27 protein-coding genes and 1 pseudogene are annotated in these 26,402 nt (G+C 69.6%); 15 read left to right on the forward strand and 13 right to left on the reverse strand.

All coding sequences use genetic code 11. From position 1 onward, the window contains the following. Window position 1 precedes the first annotated feature (1 nt). Window positions 2–601 carry an ATP-binding cassette domain-containing protein gene (locus tag GVL03_RS22695; protein ID WP_200847019.1) on the forward strand — a complete coding sequence of 200 codons (600 nt, stop codon included), beginning with the start codon at window positions 2–4 and terminating at the stop codon, window positions 599–601. A 79-nt stretch (window positions 602–680) separates the two neighbouring features. Next, on the forward strand, window positions 681–1,991 hold the full coding sequence (locus tag GVL03_RS01715; protein ID WP_159498852.1) for a Fic family protein: 1,311 nt from the start codon (window positions 681–683) through the stop codon (window positions 1,989–1,991). A gap of 2 nt (window positions 1,992–1,993) precedes the next feature. On the opposite strand, the gene GVL03_RS01720 is transcribed toward GVL03_RS01715, so the two are convergent. The 3 genes from GVL03_RS01720 to GVL03_RS01730 all read right to left on the reverse strand — a co-directional run bounded on the left by GVL03_RS01720 (window position 1,994) and on the right by GVL03_RS01730 (window position 3,742). Next, entirely contained in the window at window positions 1,994–2,647 is a 654-nt protein-coding gene (locus tag GVL03_RS01720) for a hypothetical protein (protein WP_159498854.1), read from the reverse strand. Window positions 2,648–2,822: 175 nt separating this feature from the next. Then, a complete protein-coding gene (locus GVL03_RS01725; protein ID WP_159498856.1) occupies window positions 2,823–3,143 on the reverse strand; it encodes a hypothetical protein in 321 nt (106 codons plus the stop codon). After that, window positions 3,128–3,742, reverse strand: coding sequence for a TetR family transcriptional regulator (locus GVL03_RS01730; RefSeq protein ID WP_159498858.1), 615 nt, complete (start codon window positions 3,740–3,742; stop codon window positions 3,128–3,130). Before GVL03_RS01730 ends, GVL03_RS01725 begins: the two co-directional genes overlap by 16 nt. Before the next feature lie 188 nt (window positions 3,743–3,930). On the opposite strand from GVL03_RS01730, the gene GVL03_RS01735 reads away from it, so the two are divergent. The 5 genes and pseudogenes from GVL03_RS01735 to GVL03_RS22215 all read left to right on the forward strand — a co-directional run. Then, window positions 3,931–5,763, forward strand: a complete 1,833-nt coding sequence (locus GVL03_RS01735; RefSeq protein ID WP_159498860.1) for an ABC transporter ATP-binding protein — start codon at window positions 3,931–3,933, stop codon at window positions 5,761–5,763. Continuing rightward, on the forward strand, window positions 5,760–7,505 hold the full coding sequence (locus GVL03_RS01740) for an ABC transporter ATP-binding protein (protein WP_159498862.1): 1,746 nt from the start codon (window positions 5,760–5,762) through the stop codon (window positions 7,503–7,505). The genes GVL03_RS01735 and GVL03_RS01740 overlap by 4 nt, the downstream gene beginning before the upstream one ends. Further along, window positions 7,505–8,248, forward strand: coding sequence for a siderophore-interacting protein (locus tag GVL03_RS01745; protein ID WP_159498864.1), 744 nt, complete (start codon window positions 7,505–7,507; stop codon window positions 8,246–8,248). The genes GVL03_RS01740 and GVL03_RS01745 overlap by 1 nt, the downstream gene beginning before the upstream one ends. Before the next feature lie 26 nt (window positions 8,249–8,274). Next, window positions 8,275–8,847 (forward strand): ECF transporter S component, encoded by a 573-nt coding sequence (locus GVL03_RS01750; RefSeq protein WP_159498866.1) that lies wholly within the window; start codon window positions 8,275–8,277, stop codon window positions 8,845–8,847. A gap of 305 nt (window positions 8,848–9,152) precedes the next feature. Further along, window positions 9,153–9,377, forward strand: a pseudogene (locus GVL03_RS22215) (IS630 family transposase); the annotation flags it as partial. Between the two features lie 316 nt (window positions 9,378–9,693). Here GVL03_RS22215 and GVL03_RS01760 read toward each other — a convergent pair. Both GVL03_RS01760 and GVL03_RS01765 read right to left on the reverse strand, forming a co-directional pair. Then, the gene (locus tag GVL03_RS01760) at window positions 9,694–10,752 is read right to left on the reverse strand and encodes a VIT1/CCC1 family protein (protein WP_159498925.1); all 1,059 of its coding nucleotides are present in this window, start codon (window positions 10,750–10,752) and stop codon (window positions 9,694–9,696) included. Window positions 10,753–10,911: 159 nt separating this feature from the next. Beyond that, window positions 10,912–12,762 (reverse strand): DEAD/DEAH box helicase, encoded by a 1,851-nt coding sequence (locus GVL03_RS01765; RefSeq protein WP_159498927.1) that lies wholly within the window; start codon window positions 12,760–12,762, stop codon window positions 10,912–10,914. A gap of 156 nt (window positions 12,763–12,918) precedes the next feature. Between GVL03_RS01765 and GVL03_RS01770 the strand changes: the two genes are divergently transcribed. Next, a complete protein-coding gene (locus GVL03_RS01770) occupies window positions 12,919–13,845 on the forward strand; it encodes an SGNH/GDSL hydrolase family protein (protein ID WP_159498870.1) in 927 nt (308 codons plus the stop codon). 6 nt (window positions 13,846–13,851) lie between these two features. Here the strand turns inward: GVL03_RS01770 and GVL03_RS01775 are convergent, their stop codons facing one another. Beyond that, window positions 13,852–14,661: an RNA methyltransferase gene (locus GVL03_RS01775; RefSeq protein ID WP_159498872.1), complete on the reverse strand. Its 810-nt coding sequence runs from the start codon at window positions 14,659–14,661 to the stop codon at window positions 13,852–13,854. Window positions 14,662–14,778: 117 nt separating this feature from the next. On the opposite strand from GVL03_RS01775, the gene GVL03_RS01780 reads away from it, so the two are divergent. Next, a complete protein-coding gene (locus GVL03_RS01780; protein WP_235037974.1) occupies window positions 14,779–15,621 on the forward strand; it encodes a Sir2 family NAD-dependent protein deacetylase in 843 nt (280 codons plus the stop codon). 37 nt (window positions 15,622–15,658) lie between these two features. Continuing rightward, entirely contained in the window at window positions 15,659–16,255 is a 597-nt protein-coding gene (locus GVL03_RS01785; protein ID WP_159498876.1) for a histidine phosphatase family protein, read from the forward strand. A 7-nt stretch (window positions 16,256–16,262) separates the two neighbouring features. Here GVL03_RS01785 and GVL03_RS01790 read toward each other — a convergent pair whose 3' ends face one another. Then, window positions 16,263–17,078, reverse strand: a complete 816-nt coding sequence (locus tag GVL03_RS01790) for a CoA ester lyase (protein WP_159498878.1) — start codon at window positions 17,076–17,078, stop codon at window positions 16,263–16,265. A 164-nt stretch (window positions 17,079–17,242) separates the two neighbouring features. On the opposite strand from GVL03_RS01790, the gene GVL03_RS01795 reads away from it, so the two are divergent. Continuing rightward, window positions 17,243–17,716, forward strand: a complete 474-nt coding sequence (locus GVL03_RS01795; RefSeq protein WP_159498880.1) for an Lrp/AsnC family transcriptional regulator — start codon at window positions 17,243–17,245, stop codon at window positions 17,714–17,716. On the opposite strand, the gene GVL03_RS01800 is transcribed toward GVL03_RS01795, so the two are convergent. After that, window positions 17,688–18,689, reverse strand: a complete 1,002-nt coding sequence (locus tag GVL03_RS01800) for a DMT family transporter (RefSeq protein WP_159498882.1) — start codon at window positions 18,687–18,689, stop codon at window positions 17,688–17,690. The two genes, GVL03_RS01795 and GVL03_RS01800, sit on opposite strands and share 29 nt — an antisense overlap. 74 nt (window positions 18,690–18,763) lie before the next feature. On the opposite strand from GVL03_RS01800, the gene GVL03_RS01805 reads away from it, so the two are divergent. Next, a complete protein-coding gene (locus GVL03_RS01805; RefSeq protein ID WP_200847020.1) occupies window positions 18,764–19,324 on the forward strand; it encodes a CGNR zinc finger domain-containing protein in 561 nt (186 codons plus the stop codon). On the opposite strand, the gene GVL03_RS01810 is transcribed toward GVL03_RS01805, so the two are convergent. Beyond that, a complete protein-coding gene (locus GVL03_RS01810; RefSeq protein ID WP_159498886.1) occupies window positions 19,284–20,183 on the reverse strand; it encodes an alpha/beta fold hydrolase in 900 nt (299 codons plus the stop codon). The two genes, GVL03_RS01805 and GVL03_RS01810, sit on opposite strands and share 41 nt — an antisense overlap. A gap of 70 nt (window positions 20,184–20,253) precedes the next feature. On the opposite strand from GVL03_RS01810, the gene GVL03_RS01815 reads away from it, so the two are divergent. Then, on the forward strand, window positions 20,254–20,985 hold the full coding sequence (locus tag GVL03_RS01815; RefSeq protein WP_159498888.1) for an exonuclease domain-containing protein: 732 nt from the start codon (window positions 20,254–20,256) through the stop codon (window positions 20,983–20,985). An 88-nt stretch (window positions 20,986–21,073) separates the two neighbouring features. On the opposite strand, the gene GVL03_RS01820 is transcribed toward GVL03_RS01815, so the two are convergent. The 3 genes from GVL03_RS01820 to glgA form a co-directional block, all read right to left on the reverse strand. After that, window positions 21,074–21,325 (reverse strand): type B 50S ribosomal protein L31, encoded by a 252-nt coding sequence (locus GVL03_RS01820; protein WP_159498890.1) that lies wholly within the window; start codon window positions 21,323–21,325, stop codon window positions 21,074–21,076. A gap of 145 nt (window positions 21,326–21,470) precedes the next feature. Then, the gene (locus GVL03_RS01825; protein ID WP_159498892.1) at window positions 21,471–22,256 is read right to left on the reverse strand and encodes an ABC transporter ATP-binding protein; all 786 of its coding nucleotides are present in this window, start codon (window positions 22,254–22,256) and stop codon (window positions 21,471–21,473) included. A 48-nt stretch (window positions 22,257–22,304) separates the two neighbouring features. After that, window positions 22,305–23,495: a glycogen synthase gene (glgA, locus tag GVL03_RS01830; protein ID WP_159498894.1), complete on the reverse strand. Its 1,191-nt coding sequence runs from the start codon at window positions 23,493–23,495 to the stop codon at window positions 22,305–22,307. Between the two features lie 47 nt (window positions 23,496–23,542). Between glgA and GVL03_RS01835 the strand changes: the two genes are divergently transcribed. Further along, window positions 23,543–24,787, forward strand: coding sequence for a glucose-1-phosphate adenylyltransferase (locus GVL03_RS01835; protein ID WP_159498896.1), 1,245 nt, complete (start codon window positions 23,543–23,545; stop codon window positions 24,785–24,787). Between the two features lie 22 nt (window positions 24,788–24,809). Next, window positions 24,810–25,457 (forward strand): phosphoserine phosphatase SerB, encoded by a 648-nt coding sequence (gene serB / locus GVL03_RS01840; protein ID WP_159498898.1) that lies wholly within the window; start codon window positions 24,810–24,812, stop codon window positions 25,455–25,457. Window positions 25,458–25,459: 2 nt separating this feature from the next. On the opposite strand, the gene fabG is transcribed toward serB, so the two are convergent. Next, complete coding sequence (gene fabG, locus GVL03_RS01845; protein ID WP_159498900.1) at window positions 25,460–26,170, reverse strand: 3-oxoacyl-ACP reductase FabG; 711 nt, start codon at window positions 26,168–26,170, stop codon at window positions 25,460–25,462. Window positions 26,171–26,402 lie beyond the last annotated feature (232 nt).

The following is a 26,402-nucleotide window of genomic DNA, read 5'->3' on the forward strand; positions in this document are numbered from 1 at the left end:
CATGCCCCTCGAAGTGAAAGAGCTCACCAAGACCTATGGGACGAGGCGGGTCCTGAGTGGAGTGAGCTTCACTGCATCTCCCGGCCGTGTCACTGGGTTCCTCGGCCCGAACGGTTCCGGCAAGACGACTACAGCGCGGATCGCGCTCGGACTTGCGAAAAGCCTCAGCAGACCCGTCTCGAAATACTGGATGCGGTTGAGGCACTGCACCCACTCCTGTTGCCAGTACGCCAGCAGACCGTCGCTGGTGAGGGTGAGCTCCCCGTGCGCCCACTTGCTGATGCCCGACGGTGACAGCTTCCGGCCCGCCGCTCCGAGCGCATCGGACATGGTGCGCAAGTCCATGCCGACCGCAAGCCGGGCAGCGCGGATGTTCGCCGCGACGTGGGTGCTCGTGATGCCGGGAGGGTTTCCCCTCACCTCCGCCGCCGTCGCAGCCTCGTCATCACCCGCCAGGAGGCTGCCGAAGCCCTCGGCGTCGATCCCCGCACGATCACGGTCGGCATCGAAGACGGCACCATCCCCCTCGGTGAAGATCGGCTGCCGCGTCGTCATCCCACGCGAGAAGTTCCTCGCCCTCTTCGCCGACAACGCGGAGTGACTACCCTTGATCCTCACATCACCATTTCTCGCTTAGAGCACCTAAAGTAGAAATAACGGACGCAGGAAGGGAGGCTGCGATGGGCGAGTACGTCGAGCTCCTGTGGCATCCCGCGGACGCGAGCGGTCTGAGCCGCAAGGATCGCGCACCCCGCCGCTACCTCGCCTACGTGCCCGACGAACTGGGCGACAGCCTCCCGACGCTGGGCGCCGAGGCGCAGGGGGCGGCGGAGGACGCGCTGGCGGTGCTTGCCCGCGCGGATGAGCGGATCGGAGCGCGAGGCCAATATCTGAACCACCTGCTGATCCGTTCAGAGTCCATCTCGTCGTCGTGGATCGAAGGCAACCGGGTCACGCCCAAGCGCCTGGCAATCGCGGAGCTGCTGCACCAGGGGCCGCGCCAAGCACTCGATGTCGTGGCGAACGTACGCGCGACCGAGTCAGCTATCGCTGAGCTGGCCGACCATACGCGCACCATCACAACCGACGACATCGTGGACCTCCAGCACGTCATCGAGCCCCGCCTGGAGCGTGGGGTACGGCAGGAGCCGAACTGGGTCGGCGGGCCGGGTTGGTCACCATTGCGAGCCGCATTCGTGCCGCCACCGGAGACCGAGGTGACTCGCCTCGTGGCGGACCTTGCACGTTTCGTCACCGAGACCGCGGGGAATCCGGTTGTGCGGGCGGCGATCGCGCACGCGCAGTTCGAGACGATCCACCCGTTCATCGACGGAAATGGCCGCACCGGACGGGCACTCATCCACACGATCCTCCGCCGCGCCGACGCGCTGCGGAACGCGCTCATCCCGATCAGTACCGTCTTCGCCGGCGACACCGACGCCTACATCGCAGGCCTCACCGGCTACCGCGCCGATCCGCCCGCGCTCGATGAATGGGTGATCGGCTTCGCGCAGGCAGCGGAGAAGGCTGCCGGGAACGCGGTGAGGCTCGCGGAGGACATCGCCGCGCTCGACCGTGACGTGTCCGACCGGCTCGTCGCCTTTCGCCGTGACCGCGGCCTGAACCCCGCCGCGCCTCGCCGGGATGCGGTCGTGCTGCGCATCCTCGACACGCTCGCCTCCGACCCGGTGCTCACCGCAGAGACGGTCAGCACGCGCCTCGCCGTGTCGCCTGCGGCGGCGCACCGCGCGCTCACGGAACTGGCCGAGGCGGGCATCCTCGGCCGCACGAAGGATCAGCGCGGCCGCCTGGTGTGCTGGACCGCCGACCGCCACCTCGCACTCGTCGCGCTCACCGAGCGCAGCAATCGCGTCGGCGGTGAGGACACTCGGGGCCGCAAGCCCCGCCTCGGCCCCGCCCTGCCCGACGTCAGCCAGTTCCGGGCCGGACGTTCCTCGTCTGCGTCACGTCGTGACGCGCCCAGCCTGTAAAGCTACAGTCCCAGCCCGGCTCGGCGGCGTCGGCCCTCCCGTGCGCGGCCGCTGAGTGAAGTCGGGGAACTGGGCGGCGCGGGCCTTCCGTGCGGCCTTGGCGCGCTCGGCGGCTTCCGCCGTGCCTGCTCCAGTTCGGCGCGCTCCTGGATGAGTTGCGCTGCCTCGGTGGTGGGCAGGGCCTCGATGATCGTGAGGTCGCGGCGGGCCTGCTTCGCTCGCTGCTGCCACCGGGCCGCCTGCTGGGTCGGGTTGGTCGGGGCGCGGTCACCGAACACGCGCCGGATGAGGGTTGTCTGCTCGTCCAGGTGCCGCTTCGTGAGCTGCCGCTGCACTTCACGCGCCGAGTCTGCCTGCGCCATCGCGTCGATCACGCGCGGGTTAGTCTCGGCCTCTGGCTGTGCGACCGATTCCGCCCACGAGTCGATCCCGGTGGTGCTGTGGGGGATGCTGCCCCAGCGCTGCCTGGTTGTCGTCTCTGTGTTTTCGCGTTTGGTGTGCGCGGCGTCTGCGGCGCGGGTGGCGGCGCGCTTGCGGAGCCCGCGTGCGCGGGCCTGGGCACGCGATGCCTCCCATGCCGTCTTCTGCGCGGTCAAGAACCTGGTGCCGTCCGTGGTGGCCTGGGCGATGAGCGGCCCGACGACCTCGGCACGCATCTGCGCTGCGCGCGCCTCAGCGGTAGCGACGAGGGTTGCCTGCTCGCCGCTGTCATCTTTGACGCTGCGGCGCCTTGGGGGAACCCTCGCGTTCGGCTACCTCGCTCGCTGTGGCCGCGCAAGGAGCGCTTGCCCGCGGCGATGCAGGCGTCGCAGCACCCCGAGCCCGGATGCCTCAACCGTTACCGAGAAAGGTCGTCTTAAACAACTCTGCGGTGTCCGCGATCTCGGCGGTGGGTAACTCCAGCTCACCGGTGGTGGCGGCGTCATTGCCGCCTTCGGCCAGGACCCACGTGAGCTTGGCGGCGGGCACGCCCGGATGAACCGCGCCATCCCCATGTGGTTGTCGCGGGTGCTCGGGCTGCCCGGCTCGGTGTCCTTCCGTGGCTTCGACTCCATCGTGGACACCGCGAATACGCACACCGACGATCTGCACGGCCTCAGCGATCGCGCACGCCAAGGGGTGTTCGTCGGATACCGTCAGTTCCGCTCGCACAGACGGTATGCGACTCCGTCGATCACAAGATCGACCTTGTCCATCCACCAGGCGCTGGGTTTTCCCCGCTCTCCCATCGCATAGCGCATCACCCCGAGATACTCCGCTGCCGTCTTCTGGTTCGGGACGATGCCGCCGGCATGCGCCATCGTCTCGATCGCCCGGTCCCGGTAGCTCCCTCCGCCCCCGACGACGCGATCGAGCAACTCGACCGTCAGGTACGAATCGGCAGTCATGTCGCCGATCGTGTCGACGATGAGCGCGGCATCCTTGAGGCTGAAACCCAACTGAGTGAGCTGATCGACGATCCGATACGATTGCATCACCAGCTCCTCGGGGATCGTAGTCATCGATCTGAGTCGCTGGGCGAGCCCCGGCGATGCCTCGAACATTCCCCACATCGCCTTCGCGCAGGCACGAAGATAGTCCGCCCAGTTCCCCTCCGGATCGGGCCATATCGTACGGCCGACCGCGACGGCGACGGCAGCATCGAGCATGTCCTCTCGACTATCGATGTGCCGATAAAGCGTGGACTGGTCTACCCCGAGACATTCGGCGACGGCCGAGGTCGTCGCTCGATCCAACCCGATCTCAAGCACTGCGTCGAGGATCGCCTCCCGGGAGGTAAGGGGCGGACGTCCGCGGCGTGGCTGAGGAGGCACGGATTCATCGTCTCACAACGAACACCCGCACTAGCGTAGACAAGGTTAGGGTTACCTTGCTTAGCCACTGCGCTTTGGATATGCTCAAGCTGTTTGCAATAGGTCATTGCAAAAGAGAGGTCCGGATGAGCGACACCGACGAGCGGGCAGGAAAGGCTGATCTCGGCGAAGCACGGCGACGGCAGAAGGCGGCGAACTCGCGCGTCCTTGGTCCAGTCTCCGTCCGGCTCACCGTGGCGAGCGCCCTCGCCGCAGCCGCGGCGATCTGTTCCGTCGTGCCGTTCATCGTCATCGCGGAGCTCTGCCGCGAGCTCCTGTCCGCGTCCATCGATTGGGACCGCGTCTGGTCGCTGGTGATCGTCGCGCTAGGCATCCTCGGGTTCCGCGGGCTTGTGCAGTCCGGCGCGCTGCTCTGGTCGCACATGATCGATGCGGAGCATCAGTACACGCTCCGTCAACTCCTCGCCGCGAAACTCACCCGGGTGCCCCTGGGCTGGTTCACCGAGCGCAGCTCGGGTGGGGTGAAGAAGCTGCTGCAGAGTGATGTGGACGCCCTGCACTACCTCGTTGCCCACGCGCGACTCGAGTTCGTCGCCGCTATCACGCTTCCCTTTGCGACGTTCGTCTACCTGGTCTTCGTGGACTGGCGGCTGAGCCTGATCCTGCTCGTTCCGATCCTCGCGTATGCCTTCGCGATCTCCCGGGTGATGGGCAAGGGGCACGCCGAGAAGCTCGCTGCCTTCGATTCCTTGCAGAGCACGGTCAGCGAGACGACGATCGAGTTCGTCGACGGTATCCAGGTCGTTCGCGCCTTCGGCCAACCGCGCAAGGGGCATCACCGTTATCAGGAGGCCGTCGACGACCACGCGAAGTTCTTCACGGCGTGGGTTGGCCCGATCACGCGTCTCGAGGGTGCGGCCGGCCTTCTGCTCAATCCGGTCCTGGTGCTGCTGATCGTTCTCGTCGCGTCTCTGACGTTCATCACCTCAGGATCGATGGGCGCCGCCGATCTGATCCCGTTCCTCCTGCTCGGTCTGGGAATCGGCGGAACAGTGCTGAGCGTTGGCTATGGGATGAATGCGCTGCGTCAGGCGTCTGCGGCAGCCGTTCGCCTGTGGGAGCTGACCGAGGCCGATGAGCTCGTCGATCCGGCCCAGGGCCCAACCCCCGCGTCAGGGCTGGTGCGCTTCGAGGACGTGTCCTTCGGATACCACGCTGATCGCCCCGTGCTCCGCGGCATCACCGCCGAACTACATCCCGGAACGATCACCGCTCTGGTGGGACCGAGCGGTTCGGGAAAAACCACGCTCGCCCGGCTGCTGCCGCGCTTCGACGACGTCACGGCGGGACGTATCACGATCGGAGGTCACGACATCCGCTCTCTGCCATCCGCCGTGCTCTACCGCAGCGTCGGCTTCGTGCTGCAGGACGTGCAGCTGATCGCCGGCTCCATCCGCGACAATCTCCTCCTCGCCAGGCCCGATGCGGACGATGCTGCCCTCGTGGAGGCAACGCGCGCCGCGCAGATCCACGAACGCATCTTGGACCTGCCCCGCGGCTACGAATCCGAGATCGGCAAGGACGCGCGCCTCTCCGGCGGCGAGGCCCAACGACTCTCCATCGCGCGCGCCCTCCTCGCCGATGCCCCGATCCTCGTCCTCGACGAGGCGACCGCGTTCGCGGACCCGGAATCCGAGGCGGCGATCCAGGACGCACTCGCCGTACTCGTCGCCGACCGGACCGTGCTCGTCATCGCGCACCGCCTGCACACCCTCGAGGGCGTGGACAACGTGCTGGTGTTGGAGGACGGGCGCATCGTCGAAGAAGGCGCTCCCGCGGACCTGCGTGCACGAGGCGGCCTGTTCTCCCGCCTGTGGGATGCGAATGAGCGAGCTCTCCGCGAGGTCGACGAGCTGGAGACGACCGCGGATCCCGGAACGAAAGAGGTGCACGTATGATCGGCAAGGTCCTCCGCCTGGTCCCCGATCCCTATCGGCGGCTGATCCCGCGATACATCGCCATGATCGTGCTGTTCGCGGTGGCGCAGTCGGCGGCGTACGTGCTCCTCATGCCGATGCTGGAGTCGCTCTTCGAGGGCGATCTCGGCGCGGCGTGGACATGGACGGCATGGATCGCCGTCGCAGTCGTGTTCGTGTGCATCGGCGGGTACCAGCAGGCCGTGCTCGGCATCCGGATCGGAGCCGGAATGATGCAGTCGCTGCAGACCCGGCTCGGCGACCATATCGCCGTCCTCCCGCTTGGCTGGTTCGGATCATCGACGGCGGGGTCGGTGTCGAAGCTGATCAGCGGGAGCGTGCGTGACGCGATGGGAGTTTTCGCGCATCTGCTGGCACCCTTGCTCACTGGTGTGCTTGTTCCCGCCGGGGTCGCAATCGGGATGATCTTCATCGACTGGCGGATATCGCTGGCGATGATCATCAGTGCCCCACTGCTCTACCTCGTGAACCGCTGGGGACAGGGTGTCTACTCCCGCGCAGACACTCGCGCCCACCAGGCGGCGGAGGAGTCCAATTCCCGCGTGATCGAGTTCGCGCAAGCGCAACCCGTGCTGCGCGCGTTCGGTGCCGCGGGGGCCGGTAACCGCGGCCTGCAGAACGCCCTCACCGTCCAGCGACGCGGCAGCAGAGGACTCGTGCTCGCATCCATCCCCGGGCTCGTCGTCTTCTCGTTCCTCGTGCAGCTCACCTTCATCCTGCTCGTCTACCTGGCCATCACCCTCGCCGCCGGCGACAGCATCTCCGTGCCCGCCGCAATCGCGCTGATCGCGGTGAGTTCGCGATTCATCGATCCGCTGAATCAGGCTGCCGACCTGTCCACGGCCGTGCGGGGTGCAGCGAACGCCGCTGACCGGATCACCGACCTCCTCGACGTGCCGCCGTTGGCCGAGGCATCCGAGCCTGTGCTGCCGGAGGACTCGTCCGTGAGCTTCACCGACGTGACCTTCGCCTACGGCTCTGGCGAGACGGTGATCAACGGGGTGACCTTCACCGTCCCAGCGGGCACCACCACCGCGATCGTCGGCCCGAGCGGCAGCGGCAAGACGACGCTGCTGCGCCTCGCCTCCCGGTTCTATGACGTGGACGACGGCGGCATCGACGTCGGTCGCAACCCGATCTCCAACTACCCCTCCGGCGCACTGATGCAGCAATTCTCCCTCGTCTTCCAGGACGTGTACCTGTTCAACCAGAGCATCGCGGAGAACGTGCGGATCGGACGCGCCGGGGCCACGGACGAGGAGCTGAACCGTGCCGCCGAGATCGCCCGCGTCGATGAGATTGTCGAACGCCTCCCCGACGGCTGGGAGACGAACGTCGGCGAGGGCGGGACATCACTGTCCGGCGGGGAGCGCCAGCGCGTCTCGATCGCCCGTGCGCTGCTGAAAGATGCCCCGATCGTGCTGCTCGACGAGGCGACCAGCGCCCTGGACCCGCAGAACGAGGCCAGGGTGGTCCGTGGCATCCACGAGTTGACCCGAAACAAGACAGTGATCGTCGTCGCGCATCGGCTGGCGACAATCCGGCACGCCGATCAGATCCTCTTCCTCGACCAGGGCCGGATCATCGAGCGCGGCACCCATGACGTACTTCTCCGAGCTGAAGGACGGTACGCCGCGTTCTGGAACGAGCGCTCACGGGCCGCGGGATGGCGCCTCGCCCCCGCCGAATCGGGGCATCGCTGATGGCTGCGAACTGGCAGCGCGGGCTGATGCGGTTGATGCGCATCACCAACTACCCCACCGAGGTGGTTCGCGTTGAAGACTTCACGCCCTGGTACCGGCGGATCGTGTTCCGCGGCCCTGAGCTCACGGCGTCAGTCGAAGCCTTCCCGGCCCTTTGGCTTCGTCTCTGGGTGCCGAATCCCGCCAAGGGTCAGGACGGACTCGCGCAACGCGGCTACACCGTGGTCGCGATGAACTCGGTTGACGAGACGTTCAGTCTCGACTTCGTGCTGCACGATGTCGCCGGCCCAGCCGGGGACTGGGCCAAGGCGGTCTCGGTCGGCGAACGTGTCGAGGTGGCGCTCACACCGGCGAAGATCGACATCCCCCATGACACGAAGTCGCTCGTGCTCGCGGGAGACTCCACCGCGCTTCCGGCGATCAACTCCTGGTTGGAGTCCGTGCCGTCCGAGGTCCGCACCATGGTGTTCCTGGAAGAGGATCACACCGACCGCGACAAGCTCCCCAGAGTGGAACGGGAGAACGGTTCGTGGGAGTGGGTGACACGTGAGGGCGACCGGGGGGCCGCTCTCGCCCGGGCAATGAGCGTCGCCGCGACCCACCAACCGGGCCTCTATGCCTGGGCCGCGGGTGAGAAGACGCTTGTGAAGCACGTCCGGCTCGTGTTCCGCGAACAGCTCGGGCTCGACCGTGCACATCATTTCACGCAGTTCTACTGGATCGAAGGAAAGGCGACCGGTTGACCCCGGTGCCAGACAAGGATACTTCAATGAAGAACCTCAGCACCCGCATATTGCTCACCTGCGCCGCGATCGGTGTGGCCGCCGGCATCCTGCTCCTGCCCATCTTCACGTTCTTCTCAACCGCAGCGATCGCTGTCGCTCCCCTGGGATACACCGCCCTGCTCGGTGTCTGGTTCTTCGGAGGGGCGCTCATCCAGTCCCTCACCCACCGTCCGGGCGTCGCCCTGATCACCAGTTTCATCGCCGGACTCGTCGTAGCGCCGTTCACGCCGTACGGTTTCTCCACGATCGCTTCGACTGCGACCGTGGGTCTCATTCAGGAGCTGCCGTTCCTGGCGACCGCGTACCGGAAGTGGCCGACCTGGCTGTTCTACGTCAGCAACGGCGTGATCGGCGTACTCTACGCGTTCCCCGCACAGCGACTGCTGGCCGCGGATGCCGCGGATTGGGTACGTCTGGCGATCTACCCGATCGCCGGTGCCAGCGCACTGCTCTTCACCTGGCTCGCCCGGATGATCGCAAAACGCCTTGAACGGACCGGCGTGACGCGGGGTCTGAAAGCCGAACCGCGCACGAAGGCCGCACAGGTCGGAGCATGATCCGTCGCGCCCCCGAGCGGACGTTCTCTCACACGCTTCCCGGGGGAGGGTTCGACGTTGTGGTATCGACGAGGCCGAGACCACGGATGCTCGGGCCGAGCGGGTCAGGCAAGTCGACCCTTGCGCTGGCGCTGAACGGGCTTATTCCGCATGCCGTGCCGGCGACGCTAGTGTCGCGTGCCGTCAGTTCCTAAATGGTTGGTGGTTTGGGAGAATTGGTCATGGCGAATTCTCCGGCTCCGGCGTTGGCTTTGTGGGATGGCGATCGGGATGAGTTGATGTCGTGGGCGCGGTCGACGGCGATCCGTGCGGGGCGGCCCAAGCACGTCGATGACGAGCGAATCATCACCGCGACATTGACGGCGCCGCCGAAGAAGTACGGGGTGACGCACTGGTCGTCGAGGCTGCTGGCGGGGCATCTGAGGATCGGAAACGCGACCATCGCGCGGGCGTGGCGCAAGTACGGGGTCCAGCCCTGGCGCAGCGAGACGTTCAAGTTCTCCACCGATCCCGAGCTGATCGGGAAGGTCACGACGACCGACACACCGTGCAGCGGCCCACGCCGCTCGTCGTCCGCGCGCTCGGCTGCATCCGCGATCACCGCCGGTTTCAGCGTCAGGAGCGCATTGATCCCCTCTGGAGCTGAGAGGCATGCTCGCGGTGGGCGCGGAGGAAGACCCCCCTCCGGGCGCGGGACTGCTCGCTCGAATCGGCCTCGGGCATCCGCACCGGCTAGCCATCGGATTGCTCGGGATCGTTTCGTCCAGATGACCGAGCCGTAACGCGGGAACGGGCCGGCTCGGATCCTCGCCCACCTCGAGGAGGTCCACGGCGTTGCCGGCGCACTCAGGCGGCGCTGACACCGAAGAGCAGGCCCAGCAGATAGGTGATGCCGGCGGCGGCGAAGCCGATGAGCAGCTGCCGCAGCGCGCGCCGCAGAGGCGGTCCGCCCGACAGCAGTCCCACCATGGCACCGGTGGACAGGAGCGCGATCCCGACCAGGGCGAGCGCCAGCACGACGGCCGGCAGGCCGGACAGCCCCACCAGCCACGGCAGGACCGGGATGATGGCGCCCGAGGCGAAGAAGAGGAAGCTCGACAGCGCCGCGCCCCAGGCGCCGCCGACCGTCTCGTGGCTCACCTCGTCCTCTGCCGGGCGACGATAGGGCACGGTGCGATCCGCGGCCTGAGCGATCTTCACCACCTGCCGCGCCCGTTCACGCGCGTCGGCCTCGGAGAGTCCGCGCGTGCGATACACGAGGGCGAGCTCGTTCGCGTCGAGGTCGAGGTCGGGCAGCACGTCGTCCGCCTCGTTGCTCGGCTCGGTCGCCGCCAGCATCTCACGCTGGGACCGCACCGACACGAACTCGCCCGCCCCCATCGACAGCGCCCCGGCGAGGAGCCCCGCGATCCCGCTGAACAGGACGAACTGCGCACCGACGCCGGTCGCGCCGATCCCCATCACGAGGGCGAGGTTCGAGACGAGTCCGTCGTTCGCCCCGAAGACGGCCGCGCGGAACGTCCCGGACAGTCGCCGCCGACCACGTGCGGCGAGCCCCCGGACGACCTCGGCGTGGATCTTCTCGTCGGCGCGCATCGCCGGGGTCGCATACGGGTCGTCGTCGTACGGAGAGCGTGCCTCGGCGTTCTGCGCGAGCGCCAGCACGAAGATCGACCCGAACCGTCTCGCCATCCAGCCCAGCATCCGTGTACCGGCGGACGCCCGTGGAAGGGACGCCGGCTCGCCGCCCAGGAGAGCGAGCCAATGCGCCTCATGACGCCCCTCGGCGGCGGCGAGGGCGAGCAGGATCTCCCGTTCCTCGCCGCTGCGCCGCGCCGCCAGATGCCGGTAGACCGATGCCTCGGACCGCTCGTCGACCAGATAGCGGGCCCACCGGCGACGCATACGCGTCGTGGGTTCGGGGGGCCTGGTGTTCTCGGACACGGGATCCTCTCGCTCGGCCGTCTCTCGACAGCACACGCTGTCGAGAGTAGTCAGGCCCGGCGGTCGCCGGGGCTCGGCGACCCGAATGCCGGACATGCCGGGTCGGGCCGCGCGAGAGGGTCAGGCGCGCACGCGGGCGCGGAGCACCTCGATGCGCGACTGCAGCTGCGCCACGGTCGCGTGCGAGACCGCCGGTCCGCCGCACAGGCGCCGGAGCTCCGCGTGCACCAGGCCGTGGGCCTCGCCGGACTGCCGGGCGTACAGGCCCACGAGGCTGTTGAGGAGCTGGCGCTGCTCCTTGAGGGTGCGGTGCAGCGGCGCGGGCAGGTCCGCGTCGCTGCGCGGCGATGTCTCCTCCGCGCCCTCCTGCGCCTCGCGGATCTCACGGTGCCGCCCCTGCCTGGCCTGCCGCTGCATGAGCAGCTCGTGCACGTGCTCGGGCTCCAGAAGCCCCGGCAGCCCGAGGAACTCCTCCTCCTCCGGGGTTCCGGGCACCGCCAGCTGCCCGAACTCCTTGCCGTCGAAGAGCACCCGGTCGAAGTGGGCATGCGCGTCGAGGGCCTGGTAGCTGCCCTCCTCGAGCAGGGAATCGGATGCCGAATCCTCGCGTTCGGCCGCGTTCATCGCGTCTTCCTCGGCGTTCCACATGTCCTCCGCGTCGCTCTCGCGGTCGAGGGCGTGGTCCCGCTGGCGCTCCATCTCGTTCGCGAGGGTCAGGAGCTGGGGCACGTTGGGCACGAAGACGGTCGCGGTCTCGCCGCGACGACGGGCTCGCACGAAGCGACCGATGGCCTGCGCGAAGAACAGGGGCGTGGAGGCCGACGTCGCGTAGACGCCGACGGCGAGCCGCGGAACGTCGACGCCCTCGGACACCATCCGGACCGCGACCATCCACCGTCGGTCGGAGTCGGAGAACTGCTCGATCCGTGCGGACGCCTCGGCCTCGTCGGAGAGCACGACCGTCGGCGTCTCGCCGGAGATCTGCTCGAGCAGCGCCGCATAGGCGCGCGCGGCCGTCTGATCGGTCGCGATGACGAGGCCGCCCGCGTCGGGCACCGTCTGCCGCACCTCGGTCAGCCGTCGGTCCGCGGATCGCAGCACCGCCGACATCCACTCGCCATCGGGGTTGAGCGCGGTTCGCCACGCCTGCGCCGTGATGTCCTTGGTGTTGTCCTGCCCGAGCTGGGCCTCCATCTCGTCGCCGGCCTTCGTGCGCCACCGCATGTGGCCGGCGTAGATCATGAAGAGCACGGGACGGACGACGCCGTCCTCGAGCGCGCGCCGGTATCCGTAGGCGTAGTCGGTGCGCGAGACCCTGGTCCCCCGGTGGTCGGGGTGGTACTCGACGAAGGGGATCGGCGCCGTGTCCGAGCGGAAGGGCGTGCCCGACAGCAGCAGCCGGCGGGTGGCACGCGCGTAGGCCTCGCGGAGGGCCTCGCCCCAGCTCAGCGCGTCACCGCCGTGGTGCACCTCGTCGAGGATGACGAGCGTGCGCCGGTCCATGACGAGGCTCTGGTGCACCGACGCCTTCACCGCGACCTGCGCATACGTGACGGCGACACCGTGGTACTGCCGCGACGGCAGCGCATGGCGATTGCTGAACTGCGGATCGAGACGGATGCCGACACGCGCGGCCGCGTCCGCCCACTGCGTCTTCAGATGCTCGGTGGGCGCCACCACGACGATGCGGTCGACGACACCGCGCCGCATCTGCTCGCTGGCCAGACGCAAGGCGAAGGTCGTCTTGCCGGCGCCCGGGGTGGCGGCGGCGAGGAAGTCACGGGGCCCCTTGCCCACCCCGTCGGGACCGTCGAGCGAGAAGTACAGGTCGAGGGCCTCGGCCTGCCACGCGCGCAGTCGCTGCGCCGTGCCCCACGGGGCGCGCTGCGGGAACGACGGCGACAGGTGCTCGGCCGCGAAGCTCCCGATATGGGCGTTCTCGGCGTGGGGATCGAAGGATGCGGCGGCCATCAGCTGCTCGTCCTCGCTCACGACATCACCTCCGCCCTCTCTCTTCCGATCGCGACTGTCCGGCGTCCGATCGCGACTGTCCAGGATAGGCGACGCCGCCGACTCTCGGACGCACCCTCCCACGCCCGCGGGTTAGGCTGGCGACGAGGTGAAGCGATGACGACCGACTCGACCCCGCCCACGGACGACCCCGCCCCGAACGGCACGGCGAACCACGCCGACGAGAGCCCGGATGACACGATCTCCGCGAACCGCACGCCCTACGTGCCCAATCCCGAGACGCACCCGTGGCGCCGCTTCGTCGCGATCGGCGACTCGTTCACGGAGGGAATCGGCGATCCCTCCCCTGACTCCCCGGGCGGCAACCGCGGCTGGGCCGATCGCGTCGCAGAGGTCCTCGCCGCCTCCGTCGACGACTTCGCGTACGCGAACCTGGCGGTGCGGGGAAAGCTCATCGGCCAGATCGTCGCGGACCAGGTGGAGCCGGCCCTCGCCCTCCAACCCGACCTGGTCAGCATCTGCGCGGGCGGCAACGACGTGATCCGCCCCGGCACCGATCCCGACGAGACCGCCGAGCAGTTCGAGGACGCCGTGATCCGGCTGAGCTCCGGCGGGGCCACGGTCCTGGTCTTCACCGGCATCGACACGGGTTTCTCCCCGGTGATGCGCGGTCTCCGGGGAAAGGTCGCGATCTACAACGAGAACCTGCGCGCGATCGCGGAGAAGTACGACTGCATCGTGGCCGATCAGTGGGCGCTGAAGGAGATCCAGGACGCCCGGTTCTTCGCCGACGATCGCCTGCACCTGAACACCCTCGGCCACCACGAGGTCGCCCGCATGGTGCTGCGCGCCCTGAACGTGCCCAACGACCTCGCGCCGATGCAGCCCGAGCCGCTCCCCCGGTTGAGCTGGCGCGCCGCACGCGCGGGCGACCTGGTGTGGGCGCGCACGCACTTCGTGCCCTGGGTGCTGCGGCGGCTGCGACACCAGTCCTCCGGCGACGACATCACCGCGAAGCGTCCCGAGCCGTCACCGGTCCTGTCCTCCCGGCGACCGGACGCGGACGCGCCCGCCGCCGACTGACGACTCTCAGCGCGGCGGGCGGGTCAGCGCCCACAGGGCCACGGCCGATGCCGACGCGACGTTCAGCGAGTCGACCCCACCGGCCATCGGGATGGTGACGACGGTGTCGGCGGCACCGAGCGCCGCCCGGCTGAGTCCGTCGCCCTCGGCGCCGAGAAGCAGCGCGACCCGCTCCGGACGCGAGGCCGCGAACACGTCGAGGGCCACGGCGTCCTCCGCGAGCGCCAGCGCGGCGAGGTGCACGTCCGCGGCGCGCAGCAGTCCGCTCGCCTCCGGCCAGGCGGGGAGCCGCGTCCAGGGCACCTGGAAGACCGTGCCCATGCTCACCCGCACGCTCCGCCGGTACAGCGGGTCCGCGCACCGTTCGGTGACGAGCACCGCGTCGGCGCCGAGCCCGGCCGCCGCACGGAAGGCCGCCCCGACGTTGGTGTGGTCGACGATGTCCTCCAGGATCATCACGGTCCGCGCCCCCGCGAGGACCTCCGCCACGGCGGGCAGCGGCGGCCGGTGCATCGCCGCGAGCGCCCCGCGATGCACGGTGTATCCGGTCAGCCGTTCCGCCGTCTCCGCGGTGGTGACGTAGAGGGGCGCGTCCGTCTCCCCGACCAGCATCGCCACCTCGTCGAGCCATTTCTCCTGGACCAGCACCGAGCGCGGACGATGTCCCGCCCGCAGCGCCCGCGCGATGACCTTGGCCGACTCGGCGATGTACAGTCCGTCCGCGGGCTCGCGCACTCGCCGCAGCGCGACGTCCGTCAGATCCCGATAGTCGGCGAGCCGTGGGTCCGCCGCATCCGGCACCCGTTCGATACGCATCGTTCCTCCCGGCTCCCCACCTAACCAGGCCCGGGCACGCGCTCGATGCCCGGCCGGACGAAACATCCCGGAAAAGCGGCGGGCGTAGGCTCGCAGACAGGAGGTACTGTGCCTGTCGTGACGGATCCCGACGCGACGACGGACGCCCAGGTGAAGCGCGCGATCGATGCGCTCGCCGGACGCCGCGTCGCCGTTCTGACCGGTGCGGGCGTGTCGACCGACTCCGGCATCCCGGACTACCGCGGCCAGGGCGCACCGGCACGCACACCCATGACCGTGCAGGAGTTCCTCTCCAGCGACCTCGCCCGACGCCGATACTGGGTGGGCAGCCACCTCGGCTGGCGCCGGTTCGCGGCCGCGGAGCCGAACCCCGGCCACCGCGCCCTCGCGAGGCTCGAGAGCACCGAGGTGACGACCGGGGTCGTCACCCAGAACGTCGACGGGCTCCACGTGCGCGCCGGCAGCCGCCGGGTTGTGGAACTCCACGGCACGATGCGCCGCGTCGGGTGCCTGCAGTGCGGCCAGGTGTTCGACCGGCGGGACCTCGCCGCCCGCGTCGAGACGGACAACCCCTGGCTGGACGTCGACGAGGAGCTGCCGCTCGGCCCCGACGGCGATGTGGCCCCGGAGAGCGCCGAGGGCTTCCGCATCCCCGTGTGCTCCGTGTGCGGCGGGATGCTGAAACCCGATGTCGTGTTCTTCGGCGAGTTCATCCCGGCCGAGAAGTTCCGTGAGGCGGAGCAGCTCGTCCGCACGAGCGAGGCGCTGCTCGTGGCCGGCTCCTCGCTCGTCGTGAACTCCGGCATCAGGTTGGTGGAGCGCGCCCGACGCCGTAGGCTGCCGGTCGTCATCGTCAATCGCGGTCAGACGCGTGTCGACGCCCGCGCGACCGTCAAGGTCGACGCCGGGACCAGCGAGGTCCTCACGGCCCTCGCCGATGCTCTGCCGTCCCTGCGATGACGTCCGCCCCCGACGAACGCCAGGACACCACCGCACCATGACCCGCATCATCCTCATCCGCCACGGTGAGACCGACTGGAACCGGAACCTCCGTATCCAGGGTTCGACCGACATCCCGCTCAACGACACCGGACGCGCGCAGGCGCGCGACACCGCCGCGGCACTGCGAGCCGACATCGACCCGGCCACGGCGCGGCTCGCCGCGAGCGATCTGTCTCGCGCGCGCGAGACGGCCGAGATCATCGGCGCGGAGCTCGGCATCGGTTCCCCGCGGCTCTACCCGCAGCTGCGCGAACGCGCCTACGGCGATGCCGAGGGGCTGGACGCGGCCACGTTCGCGCAGCGCTGGGGGGACTGGCACTCGGCGGAGGTGCCGAACGCCGAGTCACGCGCCGACCTGCGCAGCCGTGCGCTCGCCGGCCTCCGGCGCGTCATCTCCGAGGCGCGCCGCGAATCCGCCCCGGGGGAATCCACCGTGATCGTCGTGGCGCACGGCGCGCTCATCCGCGAGGTCATCGCTCACGCGAGCGCGGACGCGTTCCCCGTCGCCGGCGAGCGGCTGCCGAACGGGTCGGCCCACCACATCCTCTGGGAACGCGAGCGCCTCCGGCTGCTCTCCTACGCCGCCGCCTGAGCCGTGATCAGCGCGACCGCGCGCGCTGCAGCACGATTCGGGCGTGGCGCAGCACCGGCTCGTCGACCATGCGCCCCCGATGCGCGAAGACCCCGACGTGCGTGCGCGCCGCGTCCAGCACCTCACACGCCCACTCGACCTCGGCGGCGCCGGGGCGATAGGCGGCGCGGATCGTCTCGACCTGCGAGGGATGGATACAGGCCGACGCGGTGAAACCGGAGGCCGCGGCATCCGCCGCCTCCCGTGCGAGGCCCTTCGTGTCCGAGATGTCCAGGTGGACGGCGTCGATGGCGGCCTTCCCCCGTGCCCCTGCCGCGAGCAGCACGCGGGACCGTGCCGCGCGGGCGACATCGCGGTATCGGCCGTTCGGCTTGCGACTGGAGGTCCCGCCGAGGCTCGCGACGAGATCCTCGGCTCCCCACATGGCGCCGACGACGTTGTCGAGCTCGACGATGCGCTCCACGGCGCCGACGCCGCGTGCCGTCTCGCACAGGGCGACCACCCGGAAGCGCGGATCGATGCGGGCGATGCGTTTGCGGGATTCCGCCTTCGCGATCATGATCGTGCGGTAGTCCGTCTGCGACAACGTCGCGATGTCGAGGGCGAAGTCCGCGGATCCGACCGCGCCGACGCGCACGATCACCCGGTCGGGGTCCAGCGACGAGTCGATCAGCGCCCCGCGCGCGGCGGTCTTCGCCTCGGGGGCGACGGAGTCCTCCAGATCGACGATGACGGCGTCGGCACGGGTGACGGCGGTCGCGAAGCGCTCCGGCCGGTCCGCCGGGCAGAACAGCAGCGCGGGTCCCAGGGCGAGCTCGGTCATGTGCTCACGTTACCCGCGGGAACGGGAACGCGGATGTCGTGATCCGCGGGGACCACGAGCCGGTGCGAAGACTCACTCCCGTTCAGCAGCTAGCTCAAGCGATCACCGTATCGCTGCGCATCCTGCATCATGCGCCCCGTGATGCCCTGGTAGTGTCGAGCATCGTGCCACCTCTCGATCGCATAGACCTCGAACTCCTGGGCGCGCTCGCCGACGATCACCGCGCCACCGTGGTCGCGCTGTCCGACCGGCTGGGCCTGTCCCGCAACACGGTGCAGGCGCGGATGGCGCGTCTCGACAAGGCGGGGGCGTTCCTCAGCTACCAGCGCGCGATCTCGTCGCGCGCGCTGGGCTTCCCGATCGAGGCGTACCTCAGCGTGATGGTGCGCCAGCACGACCTCCCCCGCATCCGCGAGCATCTCGCGCTCGTGCCGGAGGTCATGCAGGCGCACGGCCTGAGCGGCGCCGTCGATCTCCTCGTCCGCGTCGCCTGCCGCGACGCCCAGCACCTGTTCGACACGGACGCGCGCATCCTCTCGATCGACGGCGTGGAACGCACCGAGACCTCGCTCGTCATGGACGAGGTGATCCCCTATCGGGTGGTCCCGCTCATGGAGCTGGCACGACCGGAACGGTAGCCGCCTCGCCGTGCGGCTCGGCGGACGAACGCCCGTCGAGCCGCACGAGTACGACGCCGGCGACGATGAGCACTCCGCCGAGGATCTGCAGCGGCCCGGACGCCTCCCCGAGCAGAAGCCATGCGAAGCCGAGGGCGAAGAGCACCTCGGAGAGGCCGACGAAGGAGGCGACGCGGGAGCCGAGAAGCGGCACCGCCTTCACTCCGAGCGCGTAGCCGAGCGTGGTCGCGACGCCGCCGACCCAGAGGATCGACAGGACGGCCGGAATCTCCATCCCGGCGAGCACGACCTCGACCATCGGCATCGCGAACGGCAGGATGCCGACCAGGCAGAGCACCAGCATGAGGGCGGCTCCCACCACGAGGCCGCCGGCCGCGAGGGCGAGCGGCGGGAGCTCCTCGCCCGTGCGCTCGGACAGCAGGAAGTATGCGCCGACGCAGCAGGCCGCGAGGAGGGCGAACCCGGTCCCCAGCGGGTCGAAGGCCGCCCCGGAGATGTCGACGACCAGTACCAGCCCGCAGATCGCCACGAGGGAGCCGCCGATCACGAGCCGGGACGGGGCGCGCCGCGTGCGGATCCAGGCGAGGAGCACCAGGAGCACCGGCGCCAGGTACTGGATGAGCAGAGCGACCGCGACCGGCATCCGCTGCATCGCGGCGAAGTAGAAGATCTGACAGCCCGCGACGGCCGTGAGCCCGAAGCCCACGATGATCCGCCATTGACGTCGGATCAGGCCGGGCCGGCGGCGCGCCGCGATGACGATGGCCGGCGACAGGACGACGGCCGCCAGGGTCATTCGCACGAGCAGCGCCGCGCCCAGGGTCCAGCCCGCTTCGAGCAGGGGCTTCACCAGCGGACCGCTGGAGGAGAACGCCAGCGCGGAGACGAGCCCGATAGCCAGTCCCGCGGCGCGGGGCTGAGCGATGAGCGCGGACGGGCCCATGATGGGTATGGATGCGGTCGGTGTGACCATCGGCAGCTCCGCCTGTCAGGAGTATGATTTGGTTACGCTAGTGACACTAGCGTCCGCTGTGGTCAGGAGTCAACATCGTTTTCAGCCATGACACGAAATCGTCGCTCGCCATGGCGGCGGATCTCGTGAACACGCTTCCGGGCACCGTCTTCGAGGGTGTCGACCAGCTCGTCGCGCACGAGGACATGGCGGCGTTCCTGGCCCAGCATCCGTACTCCGGCGCCATTCTCCACGACGACGCGGAGCTCGCCGGCGTTCGCGGCATCCGGGGACGGCTGCGCACCCTCTGGGACCTCGACCGCGACGCGGCCGTGCCGGTCGTCAACGAGATGCTCGCCGACGGCCATGCCCTCCCCCAGCTCGTGCGGCACGATCCGTACGACTGGCACGTCCACGCGACCGACGACGACGCCCCCCTGGCCACGCGCATGCTGGTGGAGGCCGCGATGGCCGTCGTCGACGTCATCCGCTCCGACGAGTACAGCCGGATGCGGGTGTGCGAGGCCGACGACTGCGACGCGGTCTACGTCGACTACTCGCGCAACCGGTCGAAACGCTACTGCGACACCGGCAACTGCGGAAACCGCATGAACGTCAACGCGTACCGTCGGCGGAAGGCGGAAGAAAGCGCCTGATCGCCTCCGCCGCGATGGCCGGGGTCTCGTAGTGGATGAGGTGTCCAACGTCAGGGATCTCGACCAGCTCGGCGCTCGGGAACATCCGAACCAGACGCCGCTCCGCCTCGATGGGCGTGATGTCGTCGCGCTGCGCGGCGACCAGCAGGGTCGGGACGAAGATGCGCGGCGCGTAGGCCCGCACGTCGTGGGACACCGACGTGACGAAGGCCTCGAGCAGCACGTCGCGATCGGCGAAGCGGGCGAAGTACGCATCGTGCTGCGCATGGATGAACCGCCGGAGCTCGCGGTCCTTCGTCTTGGCCATCGACACGCTCATCACCCGGACGATGAGGCTGTTGCGGAGCACCGCATCGCCGAGCCGGCGCGGAAGCCGCGCGGCCACGCGGTAATAGAGCACGGCGAGGCGCGTGAGAACGCCCCGCGGACCCTCCAGCGCCGGGGCGCCGATCGGATTGACGAGGATCAGGCGGGACGTCGGCAGTCCGCCCGCCACCGCGGCCGCCGACACGATCGACCCGAACGAGTGTCCGAGCACGGGAGCGCCGGGGGCGACGGCGGCCGCGAAGTCGGCGAGCCACGCCGCGTACGTCTCGACGTCGTGGACGCGGCCGGGCAACGGCGCGGTCTCACCGAAGCCGGGCAGGTCCGGCGAGAAGATGCGGATGCCGCGAAGATGGGCCACGACGGGCTCGAGGCCGTGATGCTCGCCGCGGAACCCGTGGACCAGCAGCAGGGTGCGGGGCGCGTCCGCGTCACCGTACACCCAATAGACGGTGTCGCCGCCGAGCACGGGCACGGCGCGCCGCTCGACCGGGATCGTCGCGAGCAGCTCGGCGTAGGGGTGCGCGGCGTTCACCCTCTGAGTCTAGGAGCGATCGCGGCGTGGCCCCGCAGCGGTGTCGGGCCCCTCACGTACCGTGAGGGGCATGAACCCGTGGCCGACCGACACGCTTCCGCTCTTCGACAGACCCGGATGGGCGGACAGCATCGGCGTGTTCGACCTCGAGACGACGGGGGTCGACGTCACGACCGACCGTATCGTGACCGCGCACGTCGGGCTGCTCGACGGGGACGGACGGGTGTGCGAGACGCAGGCCTGGTTCGCCGATCCGGGAATCGAGATCCCCGCGGGCGCGACGGCCGTCCACGGCATCACCACCGAACGCGCATGCGCCGAGGGCAGGCCGGCGGCCGAGGTGGTGGCAGAGATACTGCGGGCGCTCCGTGCGCTCTTCGACCGCGGCATCGCCGTCGTCGCCTACAACGCCCCCTTCGACTTCTCGATGCTCAAGCACGAGGCCGAGCGCCACGGGCTCGACCCGATCGTCGAGCCGTCGCCGATCGTCGATCCCCTCGTGCTCGACAAGGCGCTCGACCGTTACCGTCGCGGCAAGCGCACGCTCGACGTCGTCGCCGCGCACTACGCCGTGCCGCTCGTCGATGCGCACGAGGCGGCCGCCGACGCGATCGCGGCGGGCCGGGTGGCCCAGGCGCTCGCCGAGCGGTACGGCGACGTCCTGCCCGCCGACGGCGCGGAACTGCACACCCGCCAGATCGGCTGGGCACGGGAGCAGGCAGAGAGCCTCACCGAGTACTTCGTGCGGATCGGCCGGATCGACCCCGACGACCCAGTCGACGGCCGCTGGCCGATCCGCTGACCGCTCCGGCGCGGGCCGATCCGGCATCCGACTCCATCAGCGGAACGACGAGAGCCCCGCCGGAGCGGGGCTCTCGCGCGAAGGCGTCCTACTTGGCGCCGAAGTTCTTGAAGCGCTGGTTGAACTTCTCGACGCGACCGGCCGAGTCCATGATGCGCTGCTTGCCCGTGTAGAACGGGTGCGATGCCGACGAGATCTCGACGTCGATGACGGGGTACACGACGCCGTCGAACTCGATGGTCTTCTCGCTGGTCACGGTCGAGCGCGTCAGGAAGGTCTCGCCCGAACCGAGGTCGCGGAACACGACGGCCTTGTAACCGGGGTGGATGTCAGTCTTCATGGGATTCCTTGCGGGGTGCGTCAGAGACAAGTCTTCGGTGCGTGACGCACCAAGGAGCAAGTCTATCAGGGTCCGGCATCGATCGCCGCACCTCGGGCCCCCGGCGCCGTCGGCGCCACGGTAAGCCGGCGGGAGGCGTTGCGGATCAGCGGGCGGCGCGTGCGGCGTAGCGGCCGCCGGCCTCGCTGACGGCGATCGGCATCCCGAACGTCGTCGACAGGTTCTGCGCCGTGAGGGTCTCGGCGATGGGGCCGGCGGCCACCACTCCCCCGTCGCGCAGCAGCAGCAGGTGGGTGAAGCCCACCGGGATCTCCTCGACGTGATGGGTCACCATCACCATCGCCGGGGTGGTGGGCGCCTGCGCGTACCCCCCGAGCAGCGCCATCAGCTCCTCGCGCGCCCCGAGGTCGAGGCTCGCGGTCGGCTCGTCCAGCAGCAGCAGCTCCGGATCGGTCATCACCGCCCGGGCGATCTGCACCCGCTTCTGCTCCCCGTCGGAAAGCGTGCCGAACGTGCGGTCGGCCAGGTGGTCGAGCTTCCACTCGGCCAGCACGCGCAGGGCGCGACGCTCGTCGATGCGGTCGTATTGCTCGTTCCACCGGCCGAGCACCGAGTACGCCGCCGTGAGCACGACGTTCAGCACCGTCTCCTCGGCGGGGATGCGCCTGGCCATCGCCGACGAGGCGAAGCCGATCCTCGGGCGCAGCTCGAACACATCGGTGCGCCCGAGGCGCTCGCCGAGAATCGTCACCGTCCCGGAAGTGGGGTGATCGAGGGATGCGGCCAGCTGCAGCACCGTCGTCTTGCCCGCGCCGTTAGCGCCGAGCACCACCCAACGCTGATCGTCGTCGACGCGCCAGTCCAGGTGCGAGACGATGTCCTTCGCGTTGCGGCGGACGACGACGTCGGAGAAATCGAGCACCTGCGGCATGCGCACCAGCCTACCCGGCCACCGCCTGCGGACGCCGCGCACGCGGCCTCACCGCGCGTTGACGACCCTGCGGTAGAGCTCCTCCGTCTGGGCGGCGATCCGTTCCCAGCTGAACTCCTCCGCAGCCCGCCGCCGCCCCGCGGCCCCGAGCTCCCGCGCCCGCTCGGGGTCGCCGACCACCTCGGTCAGGGTACGCGCGAGATCGGCGACGAAGCCGTCCGGGTCGATCGGGGTGCCGGTGCCGTCCTGCGCCTGCTCGATCGGCACGAGCCGGCCGGTCACCCCATCCACGACGACCTCGGGGATCCCGCCGGTCGCCGTGCCGACCACGGCCGCCCCGCACGCCATGGCCTCGAGGTTCACGATGCCCAGCGGCTCGTACACCGACGGGCAGACGAAGGTCGTTGCGACCGTCAGCACGGCGCACAGCTCGTGCCGCGGCAGATGCCGGTCGATCCAGACCACACCGTCGCGGGTCTCCTGCAGCTCCCGGACGAGACCCTCGACCTCGGCCAGGATCTCGGCGGTGTCGGGCGCACCGGCACAGAGCACCAGCTGTACCTCGGGGGGCAGCAGACGCGCGGCGCGCAGGAGATACGGCAGCCCCTTCTGCCGGGTGATGCGTCCGACGAACACGACCGACGGACGCGTCCGGTCGATCCCGAGGGAGGCGAGGACGCCCTCGTCCTCGACAGGATGCCATGCCTCGACGTCGATGCCGTTGTAGATCACGTGCACCCTGGCGGGGTCCACCTGCGGGTAGCTGCGGAGGATGTCGGCCCGCATCCCGCCGCTGACGGCCACGATCGCCGCCGCCGACTCATAGGCCGTCTTCTCGACGTAGCTCGACACGGCGTAGCCGCCGCCGAGCTGCTCGGCCTTCCACGGACGGAGGGGCTCGAGGCTGTGCGCCGTGACGATGTGCGGAATCCCGTGCAGCAGCGACGCCAGGTGGCCGGCGAAGTTCGCGTACCACGTGTGGCTGTGCACGACGTCGGCGCCGGCGACGTCGTCGACGATCTCCAGATCGGTGCCGAGCGTCTGGATCGCGGGATTCGCGGCACGCAGTTCGCCCGGCACGCCGTAGGCCGTCGTGCCCGACTCCCCACGGGGGGCACCGAACGCACGCACACGCACGTCGATCCGCTCGCGGAGCGCCGAGACCAACTCGGCGACATGGACGCCCGCGCCGCCGTAGACCTCCGGGGGGTATTCCTTCGAAACGATGTCGACGCGCATGTCAAGGACGCTAGTACAGCGCGCAGGGCGCGGCATAGTGTGGTGCCATGCCGGCCATACCCAAGGTTTTCGGAATCATCCTCGCCGGCGGCGAGGGCAAGCGCCTCATGCCGCTGACGGCCGACAGGGCGAAGCCCGCGGTCCCGTTCGGTGGCCAGTATCGGTTGATCGACTTCGCCATATCCAACCTGATCAACTCCGGGTTGCGGCAGATCGTGGTGCTCACCCAGTACAAGTCGCACAGCCTCGACCGGCACATCTCGCAGACGTGGCGGATGTCGGCGCTCCTCGACGCGTACGTCGCCTCGGTGCCGGCTCAGCAGCGTCTGGGCAAGCGGTGGTTCTCTGGATCCGCCGACGCGATCCTGCAGAGCCTCAACCTGATCAACGATGAGAAGCCGGACATCGTCGTCGTGGTCGGCGCCGATCACGTCTACCGCATGGACTTCGGACAGATGCTCGAAGCGCACATCGCCTCGGACGCCCGCGCCACGGTCGCCGGCATCCGCCAGCCGATCGGCCTCGCGAACCAGTTCGGCGTGATCGACGTCGAGCCCGACGACCCCACCCGCATCCGCGAGTTCCTGGAGAAGCCGCAGAGCCCCGCGGGGCTCACCGACAGTCCGCACGAGGTGCTGGCGTCGATGGGCAACTACATCTTCGACACCGACGCGCTGATCGAGGCCGTCGAGTCGGATGGCGAGCTGCCGACGTCGAACCACGACATGGGCGGCGACATCGTCCCGTACTTCGTCGGACGAGGAGAGGCAGGGGTCTACGACTTCATCCGCAACGACGTCCCCGGGTCGACCGACCGCGACCGGGCGTACTGGCGGGACGTCGGAACGATCGAGTCGTTCTACGACGCGCACCTGGACCTCATCTCCACCCTGCCGATCTTCAACCTCTACAACATGCAGTGGCCCATCCACTCGCAGCTCGTCAACTCCCCGCCCGCCAAGTTCGTGCGCGATGCCGTCGGCCGGATCGGCAACACCATCGACTCGATCGTGTCGCTCGGCTCGGTGCTGTCGGGCACTCATCTCGAGCGCAGCGTCGTCGGGCCGTGGACGCTCGCCGGCGGCGGCTCGACGATCACCGACTCGGTGCTGTTCGACCGTGTGCGCGTGGGCGCGGGAGCGCGGATCCACCGGGCGATCCTCGACAAGAACGTCGTCCTCGCAGACGGCGCGACCGTCGGCGTCGACAGGGAGAGGGATCTGCAGCGCGGGTTCACCGTGACCGACTCGGGCATCACGGTGGTGGGCAAGGGCATCCGCGTCGAGCAGTGACCCGCCGGGCTACGGTGGAGGAGTGACCCACCGCTCTTCTCCCGCGCGCCTGCTCGTCGTCCTCGATGCGGACTCCACACTGATCCGCAACGAGGTCATCGAGCTCCTCGCCGACGAAGCGGGTCGTGGCGCCGAGGTCGCCGCCGCGACGGAGGCCGCGATGCGGGGCGAGGTCGACTTCGCGACCAGCCTGCGCTCGCGCGTCGCCGCGCTCCGCGGGGTCCCCGCCTCGGCCTTCGCGCGGGTGATCGCCCGGATCGAACCGACGGCGGGAGTGACCGAGCTGGTGGAGGCCGTGCACGAAAGGGACGGCGTCGTCGCGGTCGTCTCCGGGGGTTTTCACGAGATCCTCGACGACATCGCCCCGCGACTGGGCGTGGACCTCTGGCGCGCCAACCGGCTCGCGGTCCGGGACGGCGCGCTGACCGGCGAGGTCGACGGCGACATCGTCGACGCAGAGGCGAAGGCGCAGGCGCTGCGGGGCTGGGCGGAGGAGCTCGGGGTGGACCCGCGCCGCACGATCGCGATCGGCGACGGGGCGAACGATCTCCGGATGCTCGCGGCGGCCGCGCTCGGCCTCGCCTTCAACGCCAAGCCGGCCGTGCGCGCGCACGCCGACCTGGTGATCGCACGGACGGATCTGCGCGACGTCGTCCCGCTGCTGCCCTGACCTCAGTGCCCCATGCCGAGGCCGCCGTCGACCGGGATCACGGCGCCCGAGATGTATGCCGCCTCGTCCGAGGCGAGCCAGGCGACGACACCGGCGACCTCGCCGGGCGTCGCGAACCGGCCCGCCGGGATACTCCGCTTGTACTCGTCCTGAGTCTGCGCGGGAAGCTCCGCAGTCATGTCGGTCTCGATGAACCCCGGTGCGACGACGTTGGTCGTGATCCCCCGAGATCCGAGCTCCCGGGTCAGCGAGCGCGCGAAGCCGACGAGGGCGCTCTTCGAGCTCGCGTAGTTGATCTGACCGGCCGAGCCGTAGAGACCCACGACGCTCGAGATGAGGATCACCCGCCCCCACTTCGCGCGCAGCAGTCCCTTCGCCGCCCGCTTGACGACGCGGAACGTGCCGCCGAGGTTGGTGGCCACGACGTCGTCGAAGTCGTCCTCCGTCATCCGCAGCAGCAGCGTGTCGCGGGTGATGCCCGCGTTCGCGACGACGATCTCCACCGGTCCGAGCGTCTGCTCGATCTCGTTATAGGCGGCGTCGAGGGATGCCGCATCGGTCACGTCGGCGCGCACGGTCAGCGTGCCCTCCGGCCCGACGCCCGACCGCGCCGTCACCGCGACCCGGTAGCCGTCGGCGACGAACCGCTCCGCGATGGCACGGCCGATGCCGCGGTTGCCTCCGGTGACCAGGACGACGCGTTCGGCGGACATGGCGGTTCTCCTCGGCTCGGGGGTGTCTCGACTGGGCTCGGGACGCCTCGACCGCCCAGCCTATCGGCGCGGACATCGGGCGACGCGGTGTTTGACACCGCGTCGCCCGCGCTGGAACTCTGGAGCGATCAGACGAAAGGTTCTCCCGCCATGAGCGATCCGACCCCCGACACCCCGCAGCCTCCCGCAGCGCCGCGGACGGGGGAGTCGGCGGCGCTGCGGGAGGCTGCGG

It is taken from the genome of Microbacterium sp. 18062 (assembly GCF_902706225.1).
Classification (GTDB): Bacteria; Actinomycetota; Actinomycetes; order Actinomycetales; family Microbacteriaceae; genus Microbacterium.

What these genes read in the sequence shown, in the direction of transcription:
- GVL03_RS01820 (WP_159498890.1), bottom strand. Translation starts at nt 21,325, where the DNA reads ATGAAGACTGACATCCACCCCGGTTACAAGGCCGTCGTGTTCCGCGAC.
- glgA (WP_159498894.1), bottom strand. Translation starts at nt 23,495, where the DNA reads ATGCGCGTCGACATCGTTTCGAAGGAATACCCCCCGGAGGTCTACGGC.
- GVL03_RS01765 (WP_159498927.1), bottom strand. Translation starts at nt 12,762, where the DNA reads ATGGCCGCCGCATCCTTCGATCCCCACGCCGAGAACGCCCATATCGGG.
- GVL03_RS01790 (WP_159498878.1), bottom strand. Translation starts at nt 17,078, where the DNA reads ATGACCGAGCTCGCCCTGGGACCCGCGCTGCTGTTCTGCCCGGCGGAC.
- GVL03_RS01715 (WP_159498852.1), top strand. Translation starts at nt 681, where the DNA reads ATGGGCGAGTACGTCGAGCTCCTGTGGCATCCCGCGGACGCGAGCGGT.
- GVL03_RS01735 (WP_159498860.1), top strand. Translation starts at nt 3,931, where the DNA reads ATGAGCGACACCGACGAGCGGGCAGGAAAGGCTGATCTCGGCGAAGCA.
- GVL03_RS01800 (WP_159498882.1), bottom strand. Translation starts at nt 18,689, where the DNA reads ATGGTCACACCGACCGCATCCATACCCATCATGGGCCCGTCCGCGCTC.
- GVL03_RS01760 (WP_159498925.1), bottom strand. Translation starts at nt 10,752, where the DNA reads ATGCGTCGCCGGTGGGCCCGCTATCTGGTCGACGAGCGGTCCGAGGCA.
- GVL03_RS01770 (WP_159498870.1), top strand. Translation starts at nt 12,919, where the DNA reads ATGACGACCGACTCGACCCCGCCCACGGACGACCCCGCCCCGAACGGC.
- GVL03_RS01825 (WP_159498892.1), bottom strand. Translation starts at nt 22,256, where the DNA reads ATGCCGCAGGTGCTCGATTTCTCCGACGTCGTCGTCCGCCGCAACGCG.
- fabG (WP_159498900.1), bottom strand. Translation starts at nt 26,170, where the DNA reads ATGTCCGCCGAACGCGTCGTCCTGGTCACCGGAGGCAACCGCGGCATC.
- GVL03_RS22695 (WP_200847019.1), top strand. Translation starts at nt 2, where the DNA reads ATGCCCCTCGAAGTGAAAGAGCTCACCAAGACCTATGGGACGAGGCGG.
- GVL03_RS01745 (WP_159498864.1), top strand. Translation starts at nt 7,505, where the DNA reads ATGGCTGCGAACTGGCAGCGCGGGCTGATGCGGTTGATGCGCATCACC.
- GVL03_RS01785 (WP_159498876.1), top strand. Translation starts at nt 15,659, where the DNA reads ATGACCCGCATCATCCTCATCCGCCACGGTGAGACCGACTGGAACCGG.
- GVL03_RS01750 (WP_159498866.1), top strand. Translation starts at nt 8,275, where the DNA reads ATGAAGAACCTCAGCACCCGCATATTGCTCACCTGCGCCGCGATCGGT.
- GVL03_RS01835 (WP_159498896.1), top strand. Translation starts at nt 23,543, where the DNA reads ATGCCGGCCATACCCAAGGTTTTCGGAATCATCCTCGCCGGCGGCGAG.
- GVL03_RS01720 (WP_159498854.1), bottom strand. Translation starts at nt 2,647, where the DNA reads ATGCGTGCCGAGGTCGTCGGGCCGCTCATCGCCCAGGCCACCACGGAC.
- GVL03_RS01815 (WP_159498888.1), top strand. Translation starts at nt 20,254, where the DNA reads ATGAACCCGTGGCCGACCGACACGCTTCCGCTCTTCGACAGACCCGGA.
- GVL03_RS01775 (WP_159498872.1), bottom strand. Translation starts at nt 14,661, where the DNA reads ATGCGTATCGAACGGGTGCCGGATGCGGCGGACCCACGGCTCGCCGAC.
- GVL03_RS01740 (WP_159498862.1), top strand. Translation starts at nt 5,760, where the DNA reads ATGATCGGCAAGGTCCTCCGCCTGGTCCCCGATCCCTATCGGCGGCTG.